At 66.5% G+C, this 13,638-nt stretch carries 14 protein-coding genes; 5 read left to right on the top strand and 9 right to left on the bottom strand.

The features are described from left to right. Positions 1 to 33 precede the first annotated feature (33 nt). Together R9B84_RS33560 and R9B84_RS33555 are read right to left on the bottom strand one after the other, a co-directional pair. A complete protein-coding gene (locus R9B84_RS33560; protein WP_423761711.1) occupies positions 34 to 1,638 on the bottom strand; it encodes an EAL domain-containing protein in 1,605 nt (534 codons plus the stop codon). A 533-nt stretch (positions 1,639 to 2,171) separates the two neighbouring features. Next, on the bottom strand, positions 2,172 to 2,480 hold the full coding sequence (locus R9B84_RS33555) for a hypothetical protein (protein ID WP_423761710.1): 309 nt from the start codon (positions 2,478 to 2,480) through the stop codon (positions 2,172 to 2,174). A 428-nt stretch (positions 2,481 to 2,908) separates the two neighbouring features. On the opposite strand from R9B84_RS33555, the gene R9B84_RS33550 reads away from it, so the two are divergent. Both R9B84_RS33550 and R9B84_RS33545 read left to right on the top strand, forming a co-directional pair. Beyond that, positions 2,909 to 3,202 (top strand): transcriptional regulator, encoded by a 294-nt coding sequence (locus R9B84_RS33550; protein WP_423761709.1) that lies wholly within the window; start codon positions 2,909 to 2,911, stop codon positions 3,200 to 3,202. 88 nt (positions 3,203 to 3,290) lie between these two features. After that, positions 3,291 to 3,533 (top strand): energy transducer TonB family protein, encoded by a 243-nt coding sequence (locus R9B84_RS33545; RefSeq protein ID WP_249744884.1) that lies wholly within the window; start codon positions 3,291 to 3,293, stop codon positions 3,531 to 3,533. A gap of 52 nt (positions 3,534 to 3,585) precedes the next feature. On the opposite strand, the gene R9B84_RS33540 is transcribed toward R9B84_RS33545, so the two are convergent. The 3 genes from R9B84_RS33540 to R9B84_RS33530 all read right to left on the bottom strand — a co-directional run bounded on the left by R9B84_RS33540 (position 3,586) and on the right by R9B84_RS33530 (position 7,526). Further along, positions 3,586 to 5,229 (bottom strand): histidine-type phosphatase, encoded by a 1,644-nt coding sequence (locus R9B84_RS33540; protein ID WP_423761708.1) that lies wholly within the window; start codon positions 5,227 to 5,229, stop codon positions 3,586 to 3,588. Positions 5,230 to 5,408: 179 nt separating this feature from the next. After that, positions 5,409 to 5,843 carry a phosphatase gene (locus tag R9B84_RS33535; protein ID WP_039344286.1) on the bottom strand — a complete coding sequence of 145 codons (435 nt, stop codon included), beginning with the start codon at positions 5,841 to 5,843 and terminating at the stop codon, positions 5,409 to 5,411. 324 nt (positions 5,844 to 6,167) lie between these two features. Then, a complete protein-coding gene (locus R9B84_RS33530) occupies positions 6,168 to 7,526 on the bottom strand; it encodes an NAD(P)/FAD-dependent oxidoreductase (RefSeq protein WP_423761707.1) in 1,359 nt (452 codons plus the stop codon). Positions 7,527 to 7,625: 99 nt separating this feature from the next. Between R9B84_RS33530 and R9B84_RS33525 the strand changes: the two genes are divergently transcribed. Next, positions 7,626 to 8,579 carry a LysR family transcriptional regulator gene (locus R9B84_RS33525; protein WP_014900562.1) on the top strand — a complete coding sequence of 318 codons (954 nt, stop codon included), beginning with the start codon at positions 7,626 to 7,628 and terminating at the stop codon, positions 8,577 to 8,579. A 22-nt stretch (positions 8,580 to 8,601) separates the two neighbouring features. Here the strand turns inward: R9B84_RS33525 and R9B84_RS33520 are convergent, their stop codons facing one another. Continuing rightward, the gene (locus tag R9B84_RS33520) at positions 8,602 to 8,799 is read right to left on the bottom strand and encodes a hypothetical protein (RefSeq protein WP_423761706.1); all 198 of its coding nucleotides are present in this window, start codon (positions 8,797 to 8,799) and stop codon (positions 8,602 to 8,604) included. A gap of 191 nt (positions 8,800 to 8,990) precedes the next feature. On the opposite strand from R9B84_RS33520, the gene R9B84_RS33515 reads away from it, so the two are divergent. Continuing rightward, the gene (locus R9B84_RS33515; RefSeq protein ID WP_423761705.1) at positions 8,991 to 9,902 is read left to right on the top strand and encodes a helix-turn-helix domain-containing protein; all 912 of its coding nucleotides are present in this window, start codon (positions 8,991 to 8,993) and stop codon (positions 9,900 to 9,902) included. Here the strand turns inward: R9B84_RS33515 and R9B84_RS33510 are convergent. Next, positions 9,893 to 10,201 (bottom strand): DUF1016 N-terminal domain-containing protein, encoded by a 309-nt coding sequence (locus R9B84_RS33510; protein WP_423761704.1) that lies wholly within the window; start codon positions 10,199 to 10,201, stop codon positions 9,893 to 9,895. The genes R9B84_RS33515 and R9B84_RS33510 overlap by 10 nt on opposite strands. Before the next feature lie 27 nt (positions 10,202 to 10,228). Between R9B84_RS33510 and R9B84_RS33505 the strand changes: the two genes are divergently transcribed. Then, on the top strand, positions 10,229 to 11,116 hold the full coding sequence (locus R9B84_RS33505; protein ID WP_423761703.1) for an NAD(P)H-binding protein: 888 nt from the start codon (positions 10,229 to 10,231) through the stop codon (positions 11,114 to 11,116). Positions 11,117 to 11,159: 43 nt separating this feature from the next. On the opposite strand, the gene R9B84_RS33500 is transcribed toward R9B84_RS33505, so the two are convergent. Both R9B84_RS33500 and R9B84_RS33495 read right to left on the bottom strand, forming a co-directional pair. Further along, on the bottom strand, positions 11,160 to 12,362 hold the full coding sequence (locus R9B84_RS33500) for a benzoate/H(+) symporter BenE family transporter (RefSeq protein ID WP_423761702.1): 1,203 nt from the start codon (positions 12,360 to 12,362) through the stop codon (positions 11,160 to 11,162). A gap of 244 nt (positions 12,363 to 12,606) precedes the next feature. Then, complete coding sequence (locus R9B84_RS33495; protein WP_423761701.1) at positions 12,607 to 13,632, bottom strand: fatty acid desaturase; 1,026 nt, start codon at positions 13,630 to 13,632, stop codon at positions 12,607 to 12,609. Positions 13,633 to 13,638: the final 6 nt, after the last annotated feature.

Here is a 13,638-nt window from a genome sequence, read left to right as displayed (position 1 = left end):
GCAAGATGGTCGCACACCTAGGCGACGATGCCGCTATGCCCATGCGCAATCGCGCCTCAGGTTCTCCGCCCGCTGCGGCCACTGATACAGGTAGCCTTGCGCATACTGAATCCCGATCGCCTCCAGTGCGGAATGCTCTGCTTCCGTCTCCACGCCTTCGGCGATGATCTTCAGGCCGTAGTAATGCGCGACGGCGGCGATACCCTCGATCAGCCCTGCGCCGCCATCGCTCAGTCGGGCGATGAACTGGCGATCGATCTTCACGTAGTCGAACGGAAAACGCGACAGCATGTCGAGATTGCTGTGATTGGTGCCGAAATCGTCGATCGCGAACTTCGCGCCTTTCGACCTGAGTGCATGGAATATCGTGGTGGTCCGCGCATTCTTTTCGAGCAGGATGCGCTCGGTGACTTCGAGCACCAGCGTAAAGCCGGGCGGCAGCGAGCGGATTGCTTCGTCGACGACGGACACGAACTGCGCGCGTTCGAGATCCTTCGGCGAGACGTTCACGGCGATGCGCAGCGGCACGGACGGCGTCAGCGCGGTCAGTTCGGACACGGCCGTCCGCAGCACGAATTCGGTCACCTTCGGCAGGATCGTGCTCGATTCAACCTGCGGGATGAACACGGCCGGACTGATTGACCCCCATTTCGGATGGTTCCAGCGCAGCAGTGCCTCGACGCCGACCGTCCTGCACGTCTGGACATCGACGATCGGCTGGTACACGACATGGAACTCGTTGCGCTTGAGCGCGAGACGAACGGCCTTCAGCAATAGCCGTTGCGGCGCCATCGCCAGCAGGTAGGCGGCTATCACGAGGCCATCCGCGAGCAGCACGATCGTCATGCAGATCAGCCGATAGTGGTGCCGGACCTGCGACGCGTAGTGCGTCGACGCGGCGACCGACACCGTGAACGGCCAGCGGTGCGAGGCGATCGCGCTGCCGCCCTCGGGGCCCGGCGCCGATTCCGGCGTGAACGTCCCGTGCTCGTCGAGACGGCCCGAACCTTTGACCGACAGCGCGGCGGTTTCCACGCCGGATCGGGCGCTGTGCGCGAGCGCGTCGGCCAGGTAGTCGCCCTCGATCACGTAGAGGACGCCCGCGCCGCGCGCGGTGGCGCGAAACACGGCCAGCACCGGAATGCCATGCTGAAACGGCGTCTGGCGCAGCAGCGTGACGATCGTCGATCCTGGCTCCGGCTTCTGCCCGCGCGTGTACGCGTCGAGCGGCACATCGATCGCGCCGAGCGCCGACGAGCATGTGACGCGGCCGTCGTTCACCAGCCCGACGGCACGCAGGTAGCGCAAGCGAGTGGCCACTTCGGCCAGCGACCGGAATATCGTCGTGCATCGCCGCCCGACGAGCGCGGTCAGCTCGTCCGCCTGTCGCAGTCGAGCACCGTCGAGGATGTGGTCCACCGATGCGACGATGTCGTCCGCGACGACGCTTTCATGCGTGGTGACGGCATCGCGCGCATAGCGATCGGCGAGCATCATCGCGAATGCGGGCACGAGTACGCAAACGATTACCGCTGCGAAAAAAACAACCCGCGACCACGCGCCGCTGCGCTGGAAAACTGGCTTCGAGGCTGGCGTGAGCACCGACATTCCCGCGGTTGCCTTTGGTGTTGTTCGCATGGTGACGCAAGTCGAACCGGTCGACGAGTAAACGGCGCGCGTGCGTCATGCCTGATCCGGCAATACGGCGCGCGCCATATCGCGATGCTAATCGATTCGACGGTCGCGCGGGTTACGGGCGGCAGCACCGTCGCGATCGGCCATTCATCCCGGGGCTACCTGCATAACATGTGCCTGTTGCGCATGTATATTGACGTAGCACACCGAAAAAAACCCCGGCCGCAGGGTCGTGCGGCCGGGACGAAAGACACCTTCTCTTGGCACGAGGATGGTGCGCGGCAAGTATAAGATGCGGCGCGCGATTGCGAAATATTGTTATTTAACAATTGGTGCAGTTTTGTGATTGCATCTCGACAAGAGATATTTTCGCGAGACACCGTTTTCGGTGATTTGCTGTGTCGCTACGACGCAATCACAGGAAGGCACGGACCGCTGTCGAAAGGTAAACGACAGAAATGGCTCGCGCTGCAGGGGCTGAAGGGGGCTGCCGTTGAATGATCGATGCGGCGCCGGCGCGTCGCACCGGCCGCGATTCAGAAATCGTTGCGCATCTTGTGAAGCAGGTCGCCGGGCGACTGGTGCGTGTCGACCGCGGTGAGCACATCGGTCAGGAACCACGGCAGGTTCAGTTGCGTATCGGAATCGCCGACGCACACGCGGATCGGCGGCGCCTTTGACGGGGAGCGGGCGTCATGCGTGGCGTCCCGGGAAGGGACGCAATTTTTCGCATGCGCTTGAACTGGAACCGGCGCATCGGCGCCGGATGACGGTGCGCCGGCGGCGGCCGGCAAGCTGACGGCGGCAAGCAGGGTCAGTACAGCGAAAGCGGCAACGCGTTTCATGGGAGTCTCCGGCGATGCTCGTTCGACCGCGCGGGCGGACGCGAGTTCGTCGACTTGCGGCGCGACGTGTTCGCACCGCGGCCGGTCCCGCAGCGGCCGAAGCACCTGTGGATGTCGCCCGAGTGGGCGCGGCCGGGGCACCGGCCGATCCATACATGGCGTGTCGAGCGCAAGGGGGGAGGTTCGGATCGGCGTGGTAATCCAAACGTCAAGAATCGTTTGGATCACGGTCGGACGCTTGCGATGCGGAATGCGCTCATTTATTGTGCCGCCTCGACAACCCCGACACGGGGTGTCAAGCCAGATCGCAAGGAGCACCCGTCATTACCGCATCGAATCGTCGCACGCATGTTCGTGCATTTCTCGTGGCGTCGCTCGCCTATCTCAATCTTGCGCATCCTGCGTCAGCGGCATACACGGAGGCGTGGATGAGCGACCGCGACGTGAAGGAGTACGCGCGGCAGGTCAAGCATCCGACCGTGGCGGCGGCGAGCAGCTCGACGGCCGCGAAGCAGGTTCGGCAACCCGTTCGCTCACGCCCGACCGGTCCGGTCGCCGCGCATGCCGACGCGAAGCCTGCTGCAACGGCGCACCCGGCTGCCGCCACGGGCCGGAAGCTTCAGGATGCGGAGCGCGCCGATCCGAAGCCGAAAGCCGTCACGAACCCGCAGGGGAGCACGGGCGCTACGCACGGGCACGGCGGTGCGGCCTTGAAGCATTGAAGCATTGAAGCCACGACGAGTGTCGAACCGTCGACGCGCTCGGCGCTAATCGCAGCATTCGACGGTTGAGGAGAATATCGTGTCGCTGATGGACCGCCTGTTGTCACGCGGCGTGCAGAACACCTCGTCGCGCAGGCGAGTAATCGTGCGTGTCTGGCTCGACGAGCAGGGGCGTGTCCGCGATCTCAAGGTCCGGCGCAGTTGTGGCGATCCCGCTCTCGACGAGAAGGCGCTCCACGCGATTGCGGTGATGCGCTTCCCTGGCGGTCACCTCGGCTCCGGCGGGAAATCCGCCAAGCGCTGGCACGATCTCGATTATCCGGTGGACTGACGGCGCGCCACGCCACGGCTTCTTGCCGAAGACGCGGGTGCGCCGCTGCACATCACCGATACCCGTAACACTGCTTCAGCCCCGCATAGTCGTAGAAGTGGCTGCCCGGCGCGATCTTCGCGCCGTCGCACGCGGCCTGGAAATCCGTCTCGCGCTCGTTGTACAGCATCTTCACGACGAGCCGCGATCCGTTGCGATAAACATCCCATTGCATGTTCGCGGCCATCGGCGACACCTGGTCGCCGCGCCACGGGTTGTTCGCATACGTGTAGGTCTGCGCCTGCGGCGTCGGCACGAACACGTTCTTCAGGTTCATGATCGACGCGAACGGAATCACGATCTCCGCATGCGTGAAGCGCAGCTTCGCGGCGCGGGTCAGGTCGCCGCGCGCGATCGCATCGACTTCACCGAAGAAGTCGTCCTGCAGCACTTTCGCCATCCGGTACGTGACGGGGGTCGCTTCCTGGATGCCGGGCCCCTTCTGGTAGTAGTCCTCGGCATCCTGCAGATACGCGAGATACTGCGCCTGCTCCGCGCCGATGTATTTCTCCATCGTGACGCCGCCGGTTTCCGCCGTCATCGCGGGCGCGACCTGCAGCAGGTTGTACAGCACGTTCACCGCATCGACGGCCGTCGCGATCTTCGTCTTGCCGTCGCCCTTCAGCGTGTTGGTGAACTTGCCGTCCGCCGACGTGAACGCATAGGTCCCCGTGTTCGCGAACGTGTAGCCGTCGGTGCCGAGCTTCGCGATGAACGCCGGCGACACGAGCGCGGACAGCACCGTTTGCGCGACGTCGGCCGCCTGCGGTGCGGCCTTGATCGCCTTCAGCGTCGCGGCCACCGTCGTGTCGTTCGCGTAGGCCTGATAGGCCTGGCTTGCCTGATAGGTTGCGTAGTACGGATCGCTCGTGTCGGTCACGAGATCCGTGGCCGGTTTCAGCGAGTGGAAATACAGCAGGAAGCGGTTGGTGCCGGCCGGCTGCGCGGCCGGTGCGTTCGCCGGATAGCCGGACGGCGCGGCCGGCAGCGTGATCGCGGCGGCCAGCGCCGGTTGCGCGGCAACGAGCGCGGCGGAGAAATACGTCGAACTGTCGACCGCGCGATCCTGGCCCGAGTTGACGACGACGATTTGCCGGTTGCCCGCCGAGAACAGCGCGGGCAGCCGCTGCGCGAGACGCGCGGCGAGCTGCTGGTGTTCGCGGATGCCGGTTTGCGTGAGGTTGCCGTATCCGGGTGTCGAGATGCCCGACACACCGTAACCGAGCAGCGCATTGGCCTTCATCATCGCGTATGTGTCGCCCTTCAGCTGCGCGCCGAGCGCGGTCAGCGCGCCGTCGGCCTCGGCCTTGACCAGCATCGCGTAGATCGCGCCGTCGTACTTGAAGCCGGACAGCCCGCGCGAGCCGTGGCGTGCGACGAGTTCGGTATAGACAGGCGCGTAGCCGGCGGGCGGCGCTTCGTACGTCGCGGCGTCCTGCTGCGGACGGTACGGCGTCTTCGTCTGGTAGTAGGTCGCGGGAGCCGGTGTTGGTGTTGGTGTCGGCTGTGGCTGCGGCTGCGGCTGCGGCTGCGGCGCGGGCGTCGAGCCGCTGTTGTCGGCCGACGTGGCGGGCGGTGTCGAGGTTTCCCCGCCGCAGGCAGCAAGCAGCAGGCAGGCGATCGCGAGGGCGGCGGCGGTGTGGGTCGGGTGTGTCATCGTGGCGTGCAACGGGCGGGACGATGCGGTATCGCGTCGTCCCGTTTCCGGGAGGGATGGGTCAAGCCCGGAAGTGTTGCAAGCGACTTTGACAGCAGAATGTCAGGATTCGGTCGGGCAATCGTCGGAATGCGGCCCGATCGACGATGGCCGGCCGCTGCCGGCCCGCGTGCCGGCGTTCAGTGCAGGCCGGCCGATGCGATCGAGCGCACCGTATCGGTGATGTTCACGCAGCGCGACAGGCCGAAATGCTCGGCTTCGCGGCGTTCCGGTTCGCTGCTCGCAATCGCCACCGCCCGTTCGGGCGGCACGCCGAGCGCTTGCAGCGCAACGTCGAAAGGATGCTGGTTTGATCGGGAGTCCTGCTGATTGGCGTCCGTGACGACGACCGAGAAGCGGTCGAGGTTCGCGCGGCCGAACTGGCCTTCGAACATGTCGCTGAGCCGGGCGGCCGGCAGCGTCGTGACGAGACCGAGCCGATATCCTTCTTCCGACGCACGGTCGAGCCACTGGATGATCGCATCGCGCTGATGGCGCGATTCGTGCGAATCCGGTGTTGCTTCGATCTGCGCGAATGCAGCGTCGAGACGGGTGACGATGGCTTCGATGACCACGGTGATTCCTCTTCAGAAACGTGATGATCCGTTCGCCGACGGGAATGCCACACACCTTAGCGTCGATCCGGAAAACGCGACCAATTAATATTCTTGTCAGACTCATACGATTCGACTAATGAATCGGGCTGTGAGCCAGCGTGGGCGCGGGATGCGTGTCGCGCAGTGTTTTCTGCACGACACGCATCGTATCGACGGTCTGCAATGTGATGCACCAAACTCGCGCACGTTGCGCATGCAACGGTCATATGCATATGAAAAAACGGCGTATCGGGCGATGCACGCCCGATATGCCGTCTTGCGATGCCGCGTGTCGGCTGTCGATCAGTGCAGCTTGATCGACGGCTGGTTGCGGCTTTGCAGCCAGTGGCTCAGCGACTGGAACAGCGCGCGCTTCACGCCGTACAGGCTGAACAGGTGCTTGCGGTACAGGAACTTGTACAGGCCGATCGCGGCGAGCCCGTCGACGATCAGCGAACGCGAACGCACGCCGAGGTCGGCCTGGTACACGGCGCCGGTGTGCCCGAGCGACACGACGGTGCCTGCATCGCGGAACGTGAAGCCGGCCACCGGCTTGCCGGCGACGCGGCGCGCGAACGCATGAACCAGATACACGGCCTGCTGGTGCGCGACCTGCGCGCGCGGCGGCAGGAAGCCGCTCGCCCCGGCCGACGGGCACGCGGCGCAATCGCCGAACGCGTACACGTGCGGATCGTCGGGCGTCTGCAGCGTATCGGTCACGATCACCTGGTTCGACCGGTTGAGCGCGATGTCGCCGATTTCCCGCAGGATCGCGGGCCCCGCGACGCCGGCCGCCCAGATCGTGATGTCGCTCGCGAGCCGTTCGCCCGTCGCAGTCGTCACGGCATCGGCGCTCACTTCCGCGACGCGCGTATCGGTCAGCACGTCGACGTTCAGCGTGCGAAGCTGCGCATGCATCTTCGCGGACAGCCGCGCGTCGAGCGCCGGCAGGATGCGCGGGCCGCCTTCGATCAGCCGGATGTGCACGTCGCGCGCGGACACCAGCGCCTTGAAGCGGTATGTCGTCAGTTGCTGGATCGCGTGCCGCAGCGCGGCGGCCAGCTCGACGCCCGTCGCGCCCGCACCGATCACGTTGATGCAGATCGGCGCCGCGCGCCGCGCGGGCTGCTGCTCGGCCAGGTGATTCGCCTTCGTGCAGGCCGCGAGAAACTTGCGGCGGAAATCCTCGGCCTGGTCGAGGTTTTCGAGCGGCAGCGCATGGCGTGCCGCGCCCGGCACGTTGAAGAAGTTCGTCACGCTGCCGACCGCCAGCACGAGATCGTCATAACCGAGTTCGCGGTGCGGCAGGATTTCCGTGCCGTCCGCGTCCTGCACGGCCGCGATCGTCGCCGTGCGTGCGGCGCGGTCGACCTGCTGCAGCGCGCCCTGCACGAAGCGGAAGCCGTGGCGCTTGGCCTGCGCCGCGTATTCGATCGTGTGGGAAGCCGGGTCGCGATGGCCCGATGCGGCCTCGTGCAGCAGCGGCTTCCAGAAGTGCGTCGGGTAGCGGTCGACGAGCACGACTTCGGCTTGCCCGCGGCGTCCGACCGTATCGCCGAGACGCGTGGCGAGCTGCAAGCCGCCGGCGCCGCCGCCGACGATCACGATGCGCGGCATGCGCGGCGCGCGGTCCGTTGCAAGGTTGGGCGTGGTGTTGTCCATGTTGGGCTCCCGCTGATGACGATTCGGATGACATTGCTCAAGAACCGACGATATAGTTTCGAACCCACTCGAACAATTTAATGTTTATAAGCGACTCATATGTATTCACTTATAGGAAAGACCGCGACGTTCCGGCAGCTGAAGGCGCTGGACATGATTGCGCGGCTCGGCAGCGTGTCGCGCGCGGCCGAGGAGCTGAACCTGACGCAGCCGGCCGTGTCGCTGCAGGTTCGCCTGCTCGAGGAGGCCGTGGGCGCCGCGTTGCTGCAGCGGGTGGGGCGCGGCGTGCAGCTGACCGCGGCCGGCGAGATCGTGTCGCGTTATGCGCGCGAGATCCTGCATCTGTGGAGCGAGGCCGGCGACGAAGTGGCAGCGCTGACGGGCGATCTCGGCGGCACGCTGCGGATCGGCGCGATCACGACGGCCGAGTATCTGATCCCGCCACTGCTCGTCAAATTCACCGCGACGCGCCCGCATGTGAAGACGTATTTCAAGGTCGGTAATCGCGACGACATCATCCGCATGCTCGCGACGCATGAAATCGATCTCGCGGTGATGGGCAGCGCGCCGAAGGAGCTGCGCACGCATGCGGTCGAGTTCGCGAAGCATCCGATGGTGTTCGTCGCGGCGCCCGGCCATCCGCTGATGCAGCGCAAGCGCGTCGCGCTGAAGGATCTCGAATCCGCGCACCTGCTGGTGCGCGAACGCGGCGCGGGCACGCGCTCGACCGTCGAGAGCCTGTTCAAGACCGCCGGCTACCGCTTCCATGTGGGGTCCGAATTGTCGAGCAACGAGGCGATCAAGCAGATGGCCGAAGCGGGGCTCGGCATCGCGTTCCTGTCGTTGCACGCGTGTGCACTCGAACTGCGCGCGGGGCTGCTCGGGCAACTGCCGTTCCCCGGCAACCCGATCGAGCGCGAATGGTATGTGGTCACGCTCGCCGACCGGCGGATTTCGCAGGTGACGGGGCTGTTTCGCGATTTCCTGATCAAGCAGGGCGCGCCGGTGATCGACGGCGCGACGGTGGCGCCGCACGAGCGGCGGCGCAAGTAGGTGGGTGACGTTGGCCGGGCGATCAGCCGAGCCCGAAATCGTCGTTGCTGTCGGGAATCGACGCGAGCAGCCGTTCGAGCCGATACCAGCCGACGATGCGCAGGCACCACGCGGCGATGGCGATCCGGTCGTTGCGGGCGTCGGGGCGGGACGGAAGGCGGGCGGCGCGGGACGGCGAGCGGGCGATGAGCGCCGCGCATTGCGGGCAGTAATGGGGCATGACGGTCTCCGTAGGTGTCGGATGGGGCGATCGTAAGCGTCGCGGTGCCCGTCGGCGCTCATGTAAGGATCGGTTTGAGCAGAAACGGATGATCTTTTCCGTCGGTCCGGGTGCGGCTCCCGCAGGCCCGGCACGCCGGCGGAAAACGCGTCACAATGCGCGTTCGATACACGATCTGGTGGAGCCAAGCCATGAGCGACCCGATTCTCGCCCCGCCGCCCGACAACGGCGTGCCGGTCAGCCTGCGTTCCAGCCGCGGGCTCGGCTGGCGGGGCTTCGGCGCGGCGCTGCTCGACATTCGCGCCGGCACGTACCGGATTCTGGCGGCCGATCATCACCGCATCGGCGTACATATCGGCGGGCCTGTTCGAGCGGACTGCGTGTGCGACGGCGAGCGCGTGTCGCGCATCCAGGCGCATGGCGACGTCGACGTGATTCCGGCCGGCCTGCCGGGCCAGTGGACCGACAGCGCCGACTGCCGGATCCTGCACATCATGCTCAGCGACACGTTCGTGCGACGCACCTTCGAGCATCTGGAGCTGAAGCCGTCGCAGGCGCAGATCCGCCGCCGGCTGCAGGTGCGCGACCCGCGCATGCAGCACATCGCGTGGGCGATGGCCGCCGAGCTCGAAGCGGACGACGCGTCGGACCCGCTCTATGCGGAAAGCCTGTGCACGGCGCTCGTCGCGCGGCTGGTCGACAGCCAGCCGGCGTTCCGCGAGCGCCAGCGTACGCTCGCGCCGAAGGCGGCGGCGCGCGTGATCGACTATGTCGAAGCGAACCTCGACCAGCGCCTGACGCTTGCCGAACTCGCGGCGCTCGTATCGATCAGCGTGCCGCATTTCAAGGTGCTGTTCCGCGAAACGCTCGGGATGCCCGTGCACCAGTACGTCGTGCGGCGCCGGGTCGAGCGTGCGAAGGCGCTGCTGCTCGAAGGCCGGCTCAGCATCAGCCAGATCGCGCTCGAAGCCGGTTTCGCACACCAGAGCCACATGGCGAACTGGATGAACCGCGTGCTCGGCGCGACGCCGATGGAGATTGCGAGAGCGGGGGCGGGAGGCGGGCTGCGGCTGGCTTACGACGGCGACGGAAGTCAGGCATAACGAAGCCGTTGGGCGTAGGCAAGGTGTTGTTCTGGATGCTCCAGCTTGACCAGCAACACCGGGTTATGGCCCCGGGGTAATTGTCCAACTGCCTGTTGGACGATTGCCGCGTCCGGCCAGGCGTCGGCGAAAGCGCGCATGGACATCAGGTCGGTGCGGGAAGATCCCTTCATACCCGGAAAGGTGGTCTCGAGGGCGAGCGCCAACCGCTCGATGACCTTGCCCCCTAATCCGTCATCCTTTCCTGTCCGAATCATCCCTCCGTGCGCGCCGTCCCGGCCGCACATGCCGACAATCACCCCACCTTCATCCCCCAGGAGCAGATCGTGTTCGTGATCTTCGGTGCATCAGGCAACGTCGGCCTGTCGACCGTAACAACCTTGCGCAACGCAGGCCATCCCGTGCGCGCGGTGCTGCGCGACGCACGCCATCGTGAACGTTTCGCGCAGCTCGGCTGCGACGTGGCGATCGCGGCGCTGACGGACGAGCACGCAATCGCGTCGGCGATCGACGGCGCGCAGGCCGTGCAGATGCTGTGCCCGGTGCCCGTCGCCGACCCCGATCCGGCCGCGACGATGGCGCGGACGATCGACGTCGCGACCGCCGCGCTCGCCGCGAACCCGCCGCCGGCGCTGCTCGCGCTGTCGGACTACGGCGCGGAGCGCGACGGCAATACGGGCATCACGCGTCTCTTTCATGACTTCGAGGAACGGCTGAAGACGATCCCGACGCAACTGACGCTGCTGCGGTCGGCCGAGCATCTGCAGAACTGGACGCGGGTCCTGCCGGTCGCGCTCGGGACCGGCGTGCTGCCGAGCTTTCATCATCCGGTGGCCAAGGTGTTTCCGACGGTTTGGGCGCCCGATGTGGGTGTTGTCGCGGCGCGGCTGTTGCTCGATGCGCCCGAACGCGGCAACGGGCCGCGCATCGTCAGCATCGAAGGGCCGCGGCGGGTGAGCGTGACGGCGATCGCGGATACGCTCGGCGCGGCAGCCGGCCGCGCGGTCGTCGCGCATGAACTGCCGCGCGACACCTGGCATGCGACGCTGCTGCGCGCGGGCCTCAGCGAACGCCATGCGCAACTGATCGTCGATCTGTACGACGTGCACAACGCCGGGCAGATCGATGTCGAGGCCGGCGTGTCGGAGCGGCTTTACGGCACGACGACGCTGGTGGATGCGCTCGCGCAACTGGTGCGCCAGCACGCGCGATGATCGACGCGGCGGCGAGCGGTGTGCACGATGGGCACAACGTGCATTACGCTTGCCGCCGCACCTTGTTCAGCACCGCATACGAAAGCGACCCGATCACGATCCCCCAGAACGCGGAGCCGAGGCCGAGCCACGTCATCCCCGATGCGGTTGCGAGGAACGTGATCAGCGACGCTTCGCGGTGGTTCTCGTCCTCGAAGATCCCGTGCACGTTTGCGCCGATCGCGCCGATCAGTGCGAGCCCCGCGAGGATCGCGACGAACGCCTTCGGCAACGCGAAGAACACCGTGACGATCGTGCCCGCGAAGAGCCCGCCGATCAGGTAGATTGCGCCGTTCGCGAGCCCCGCGACATAACGCCGGTCCGGATCCTCGTGCGCGTCCTTGCCCGTGCAGAGCGCCGCGGTGATCGCCGCGACGACGATCGTGATCCCGCCGAAGCACGCGACGACGAGCGACATCACGCTGGTCGCCGTGATGATCGGGCGCGCGCTCGTGTGATAGCCGGACACGCGCAGGATCGTCATCCCCGGCAGGAACTGGCCGGTGAGGCTGACGACGACGAGCGGCAGTGCGAGGCTGAGCGTCGTGCCGAGCGTCCATTCGGGCGCGATGAAGATCGGCCGCGCGATGCTCGGCGACACGTTGCCGAGATGCGTCATGCCGAGCAGCGTCGCGAGCGCGGCGCCGGTGAGCAGCACGAGCACGATGCTGTAGCGCGGCAGCAGGCGCTTGAAGATCACGTAGGCCGCGATCATCCCGAACGCGAGCGCCGGCTGCTCGGACGCGGCGGCGAACGCATGCGTGCCGAACGGCAGCAGGATGCCGGCCATCATCCCGCACGCGATGCCGCGCGGAATATGGCGCACGAGCCGGTCGAAATAGCCGGTCACACCGATCAGCAGGATGATCAGCGCGGCCGTGATGTACGCGCCGACGGCCTGGTTGAGCGTCAGTTGCGGAAACAGGCCGACGAGCAGCGCGGTGCCGGGCGCCGACCACGCGGTGACGATCGGCACTTTCAGCTTCCAGCTCGCGAACAGGCCCGATACGCCCGCGCCGATCGAGATCGCCCAGACCCACGACGACACCATCGCGTTCGACGCGTGGGCTGCCTGCGCGGCCTGGAAGAAGATCGCGAGCGGGCCCGCGTAGGAAATCAGGACCGCGAGAAAGCCGGCGGTGATTGCGGAAACGGACCAGTCGTTGCCGATCGCGCGGATCGCGCCGGGCGGGGAGTTCGATTGCATCGTCGTCGGAGAGTGCGGCGCCCTACCAGGGGCAGAGCCGGGGTGAATGGCTTGTTTTGGGAACCCCGGATGACCCGCCATTCTGGACATTGCCGACGCGATTGGCAATTCGCCGACGAGTCTCTTGGTTGTCGGCATTTCGTAAGGAATCCGCGCCGATGCGGGCGGGTCGGCATGCCGTGCGGCCTTGCGCCTGCATCGTCGAACCGGGTGGCTTCACGACGAAGCGCGGCTCCGTCGAACGTTACGTGCTGATCTGCAGCACCTTGTCGACCACCGCCACCTTCACCCCGCCACCCGTCGACAGCGACGCCGTGCCCTGGTCGAACGGATGCACGGGCGCGTCGGTCGGCGTCCACGCATGGCGCGCCAGCAATTCGCGATATCCGCCGCGGATCACGAAGCCGCCGCATTTCTCCGCATACGCGTCGCGACGCATCCGGTACGCGCGCGGCAGGTCGTACCACGGCAGCTTCGGCAGGTCGTGATGGACGAGGTGGTAGTTGTTGTTCAGGTACAGCAGCCGCATCGCGAAGCCGGCTTCGTTGATCGCGATGCGCGCCTTCGGGTGTCGCGCGGCGCGGTGCTCGTACAGCGAGCGGATCATCGCGAGCGACAGCGCAGGCCACGTGACCGCGAGCAGGTAATACCACCACGGCACGCCGATCGCCCATTGCAGCCACGCGAGCAGCGCCACGACGCACACGGAATGCGTCGCCCACATCGGCAAGTAGCGAAACTCGCCGCGCCGGAGCGCGGCGAACGCATCGGCGAACATCGCGGCGACGCCCAGCGGCGGCCCGACGACGATCCGCCCGACGAACGTCTTGCGCGCGACCGTCAGCGCGCGACGCCAGCGCGGCAGCGCCGCCCAGCGGGCGCGCGACACGTAGTTCGTTTCGGGATCGACGCCCGGCACGGTCAGGTCTTCGTCGCGATGATGGTCGAGATGGGTGTCGCGATACAGCGTGTATGGATACCAGACCGTCAGCGGCGGATAACCGAGCAGCTTGTTCACGAACGCGGAACGCGTCGGATGGCCGTGCAGCAGTTCATGCTGCAGCGACAGGTGCCACGCGCCGAGCAGGATCAACGGCGGCGTCGCTGCCGCAAGCGACAAGTGCTGCGCGCGCACGAGCAGCAGCACCGCGAGCCAGCCGCCATAGATCGCGGCGATCAGCAGCCAGGTCGGCCATTCGGTGCGGGCGGTGAAGCGTGCATCGAGCGCCGCAATCGCGCGCGCGTGGTCGACGTCGAAGTATTCGGCCATGGTTTT

Source organism: Burkholderia sp. NLJ2 (assembly GCF_049487195.1).
Taxonomy (GTDB): domain Bacteria; phylum Pseudomonadota; class Gammaproteobacteria; order Burkholderiales; family Burkholderiaceae; genus Burkholderia; species Burkholderia pyrrocinia.
The sequence above is the reverse complement of the archived record's forward strand: the minus strand, read 5'-3'. Positions and strand labels throughout refer to the sequence as shown.

Bases quoted from the DNA above. Each gene is read 5' to 3' on its own strand.
- R9B84_RS33560 (WP_423761711.1), bottom strand. From the start codon at position 1,638: ATGCGAACAACACCAAAGGCAACCGCGGGAATGTCGGTGCTCACGCCA.
- R9B84_RS33555 (WP_423761710.1), bottom strand. From the start codon at position 2,480: ATGAAACGCGTTGCCGCTTTCGCTGTACTGACCCTGCTTGCCGCCGTC.
- R9B84_RS33550 (WP_423761709.1), top strand. From the start codon at position 2,909: ATGAGCGACCGCGACGTGAAGGAGTACGCGCGGCAGGTCAAGCATCCG.
- R9B84_RS33545 (WP_249744884.1), top strand. From the start codon at position 3,291: ATGGACCGCCTGTTGTCACGCGGCGTGCAGAACACCTCGTCGCGCAGG.
- R9B84_RS33540 (WP_423761708.1), bottom strand. From the start codon at position 5,229: ATGACACACCCGACCCACACCGCCGCCGCCCTCGCGATCGCCTGCCTG.
- R9B84_RS33530 (WP_423761707.1), bottom strand. From the start codon at position 7,526: ATGGACAACACCACGCCCAACCTTGCAACGGACCGCGCGCCGCGCATG.
- R9B84_RS33525 (WP_014900562.1), top strand. From the start codon at position 7,626: ATGTATTCACTTATAGGAAAGACCGCGACGTTCCGGCAGCTGAAGGCG.
- R9B84_RS33520 (WP_423761706.1), bottom strand. From the start codon at position 8,799: ATGCCCCATTACTGCCCGCAATGCGCGGCGCTCATCGCCCGCTCGCCG.
- R9B84_RS33515 (WP_423761705.1), top strand. From the start codon at position 8,991: ATGAGCGACCCGATTCTCGCCCCGCCGCCCGACAACGGCGTGCCGGTC.
- R9B84_RS33500 (WP_423761702.1), bottom strand. From the start codon at position 12,362: ATGCAATCGAACTCCCCGCCCGGCGCGATCCGCGCGATCGGCAACGAC.
- R9B84_RS33495 (WP_423761701.1), bottom strand. From the start codon at position 13,632: ATGGCCGAATACTTCGACGTCGACCACGCGCGCGCGATTGCGGCGCTC.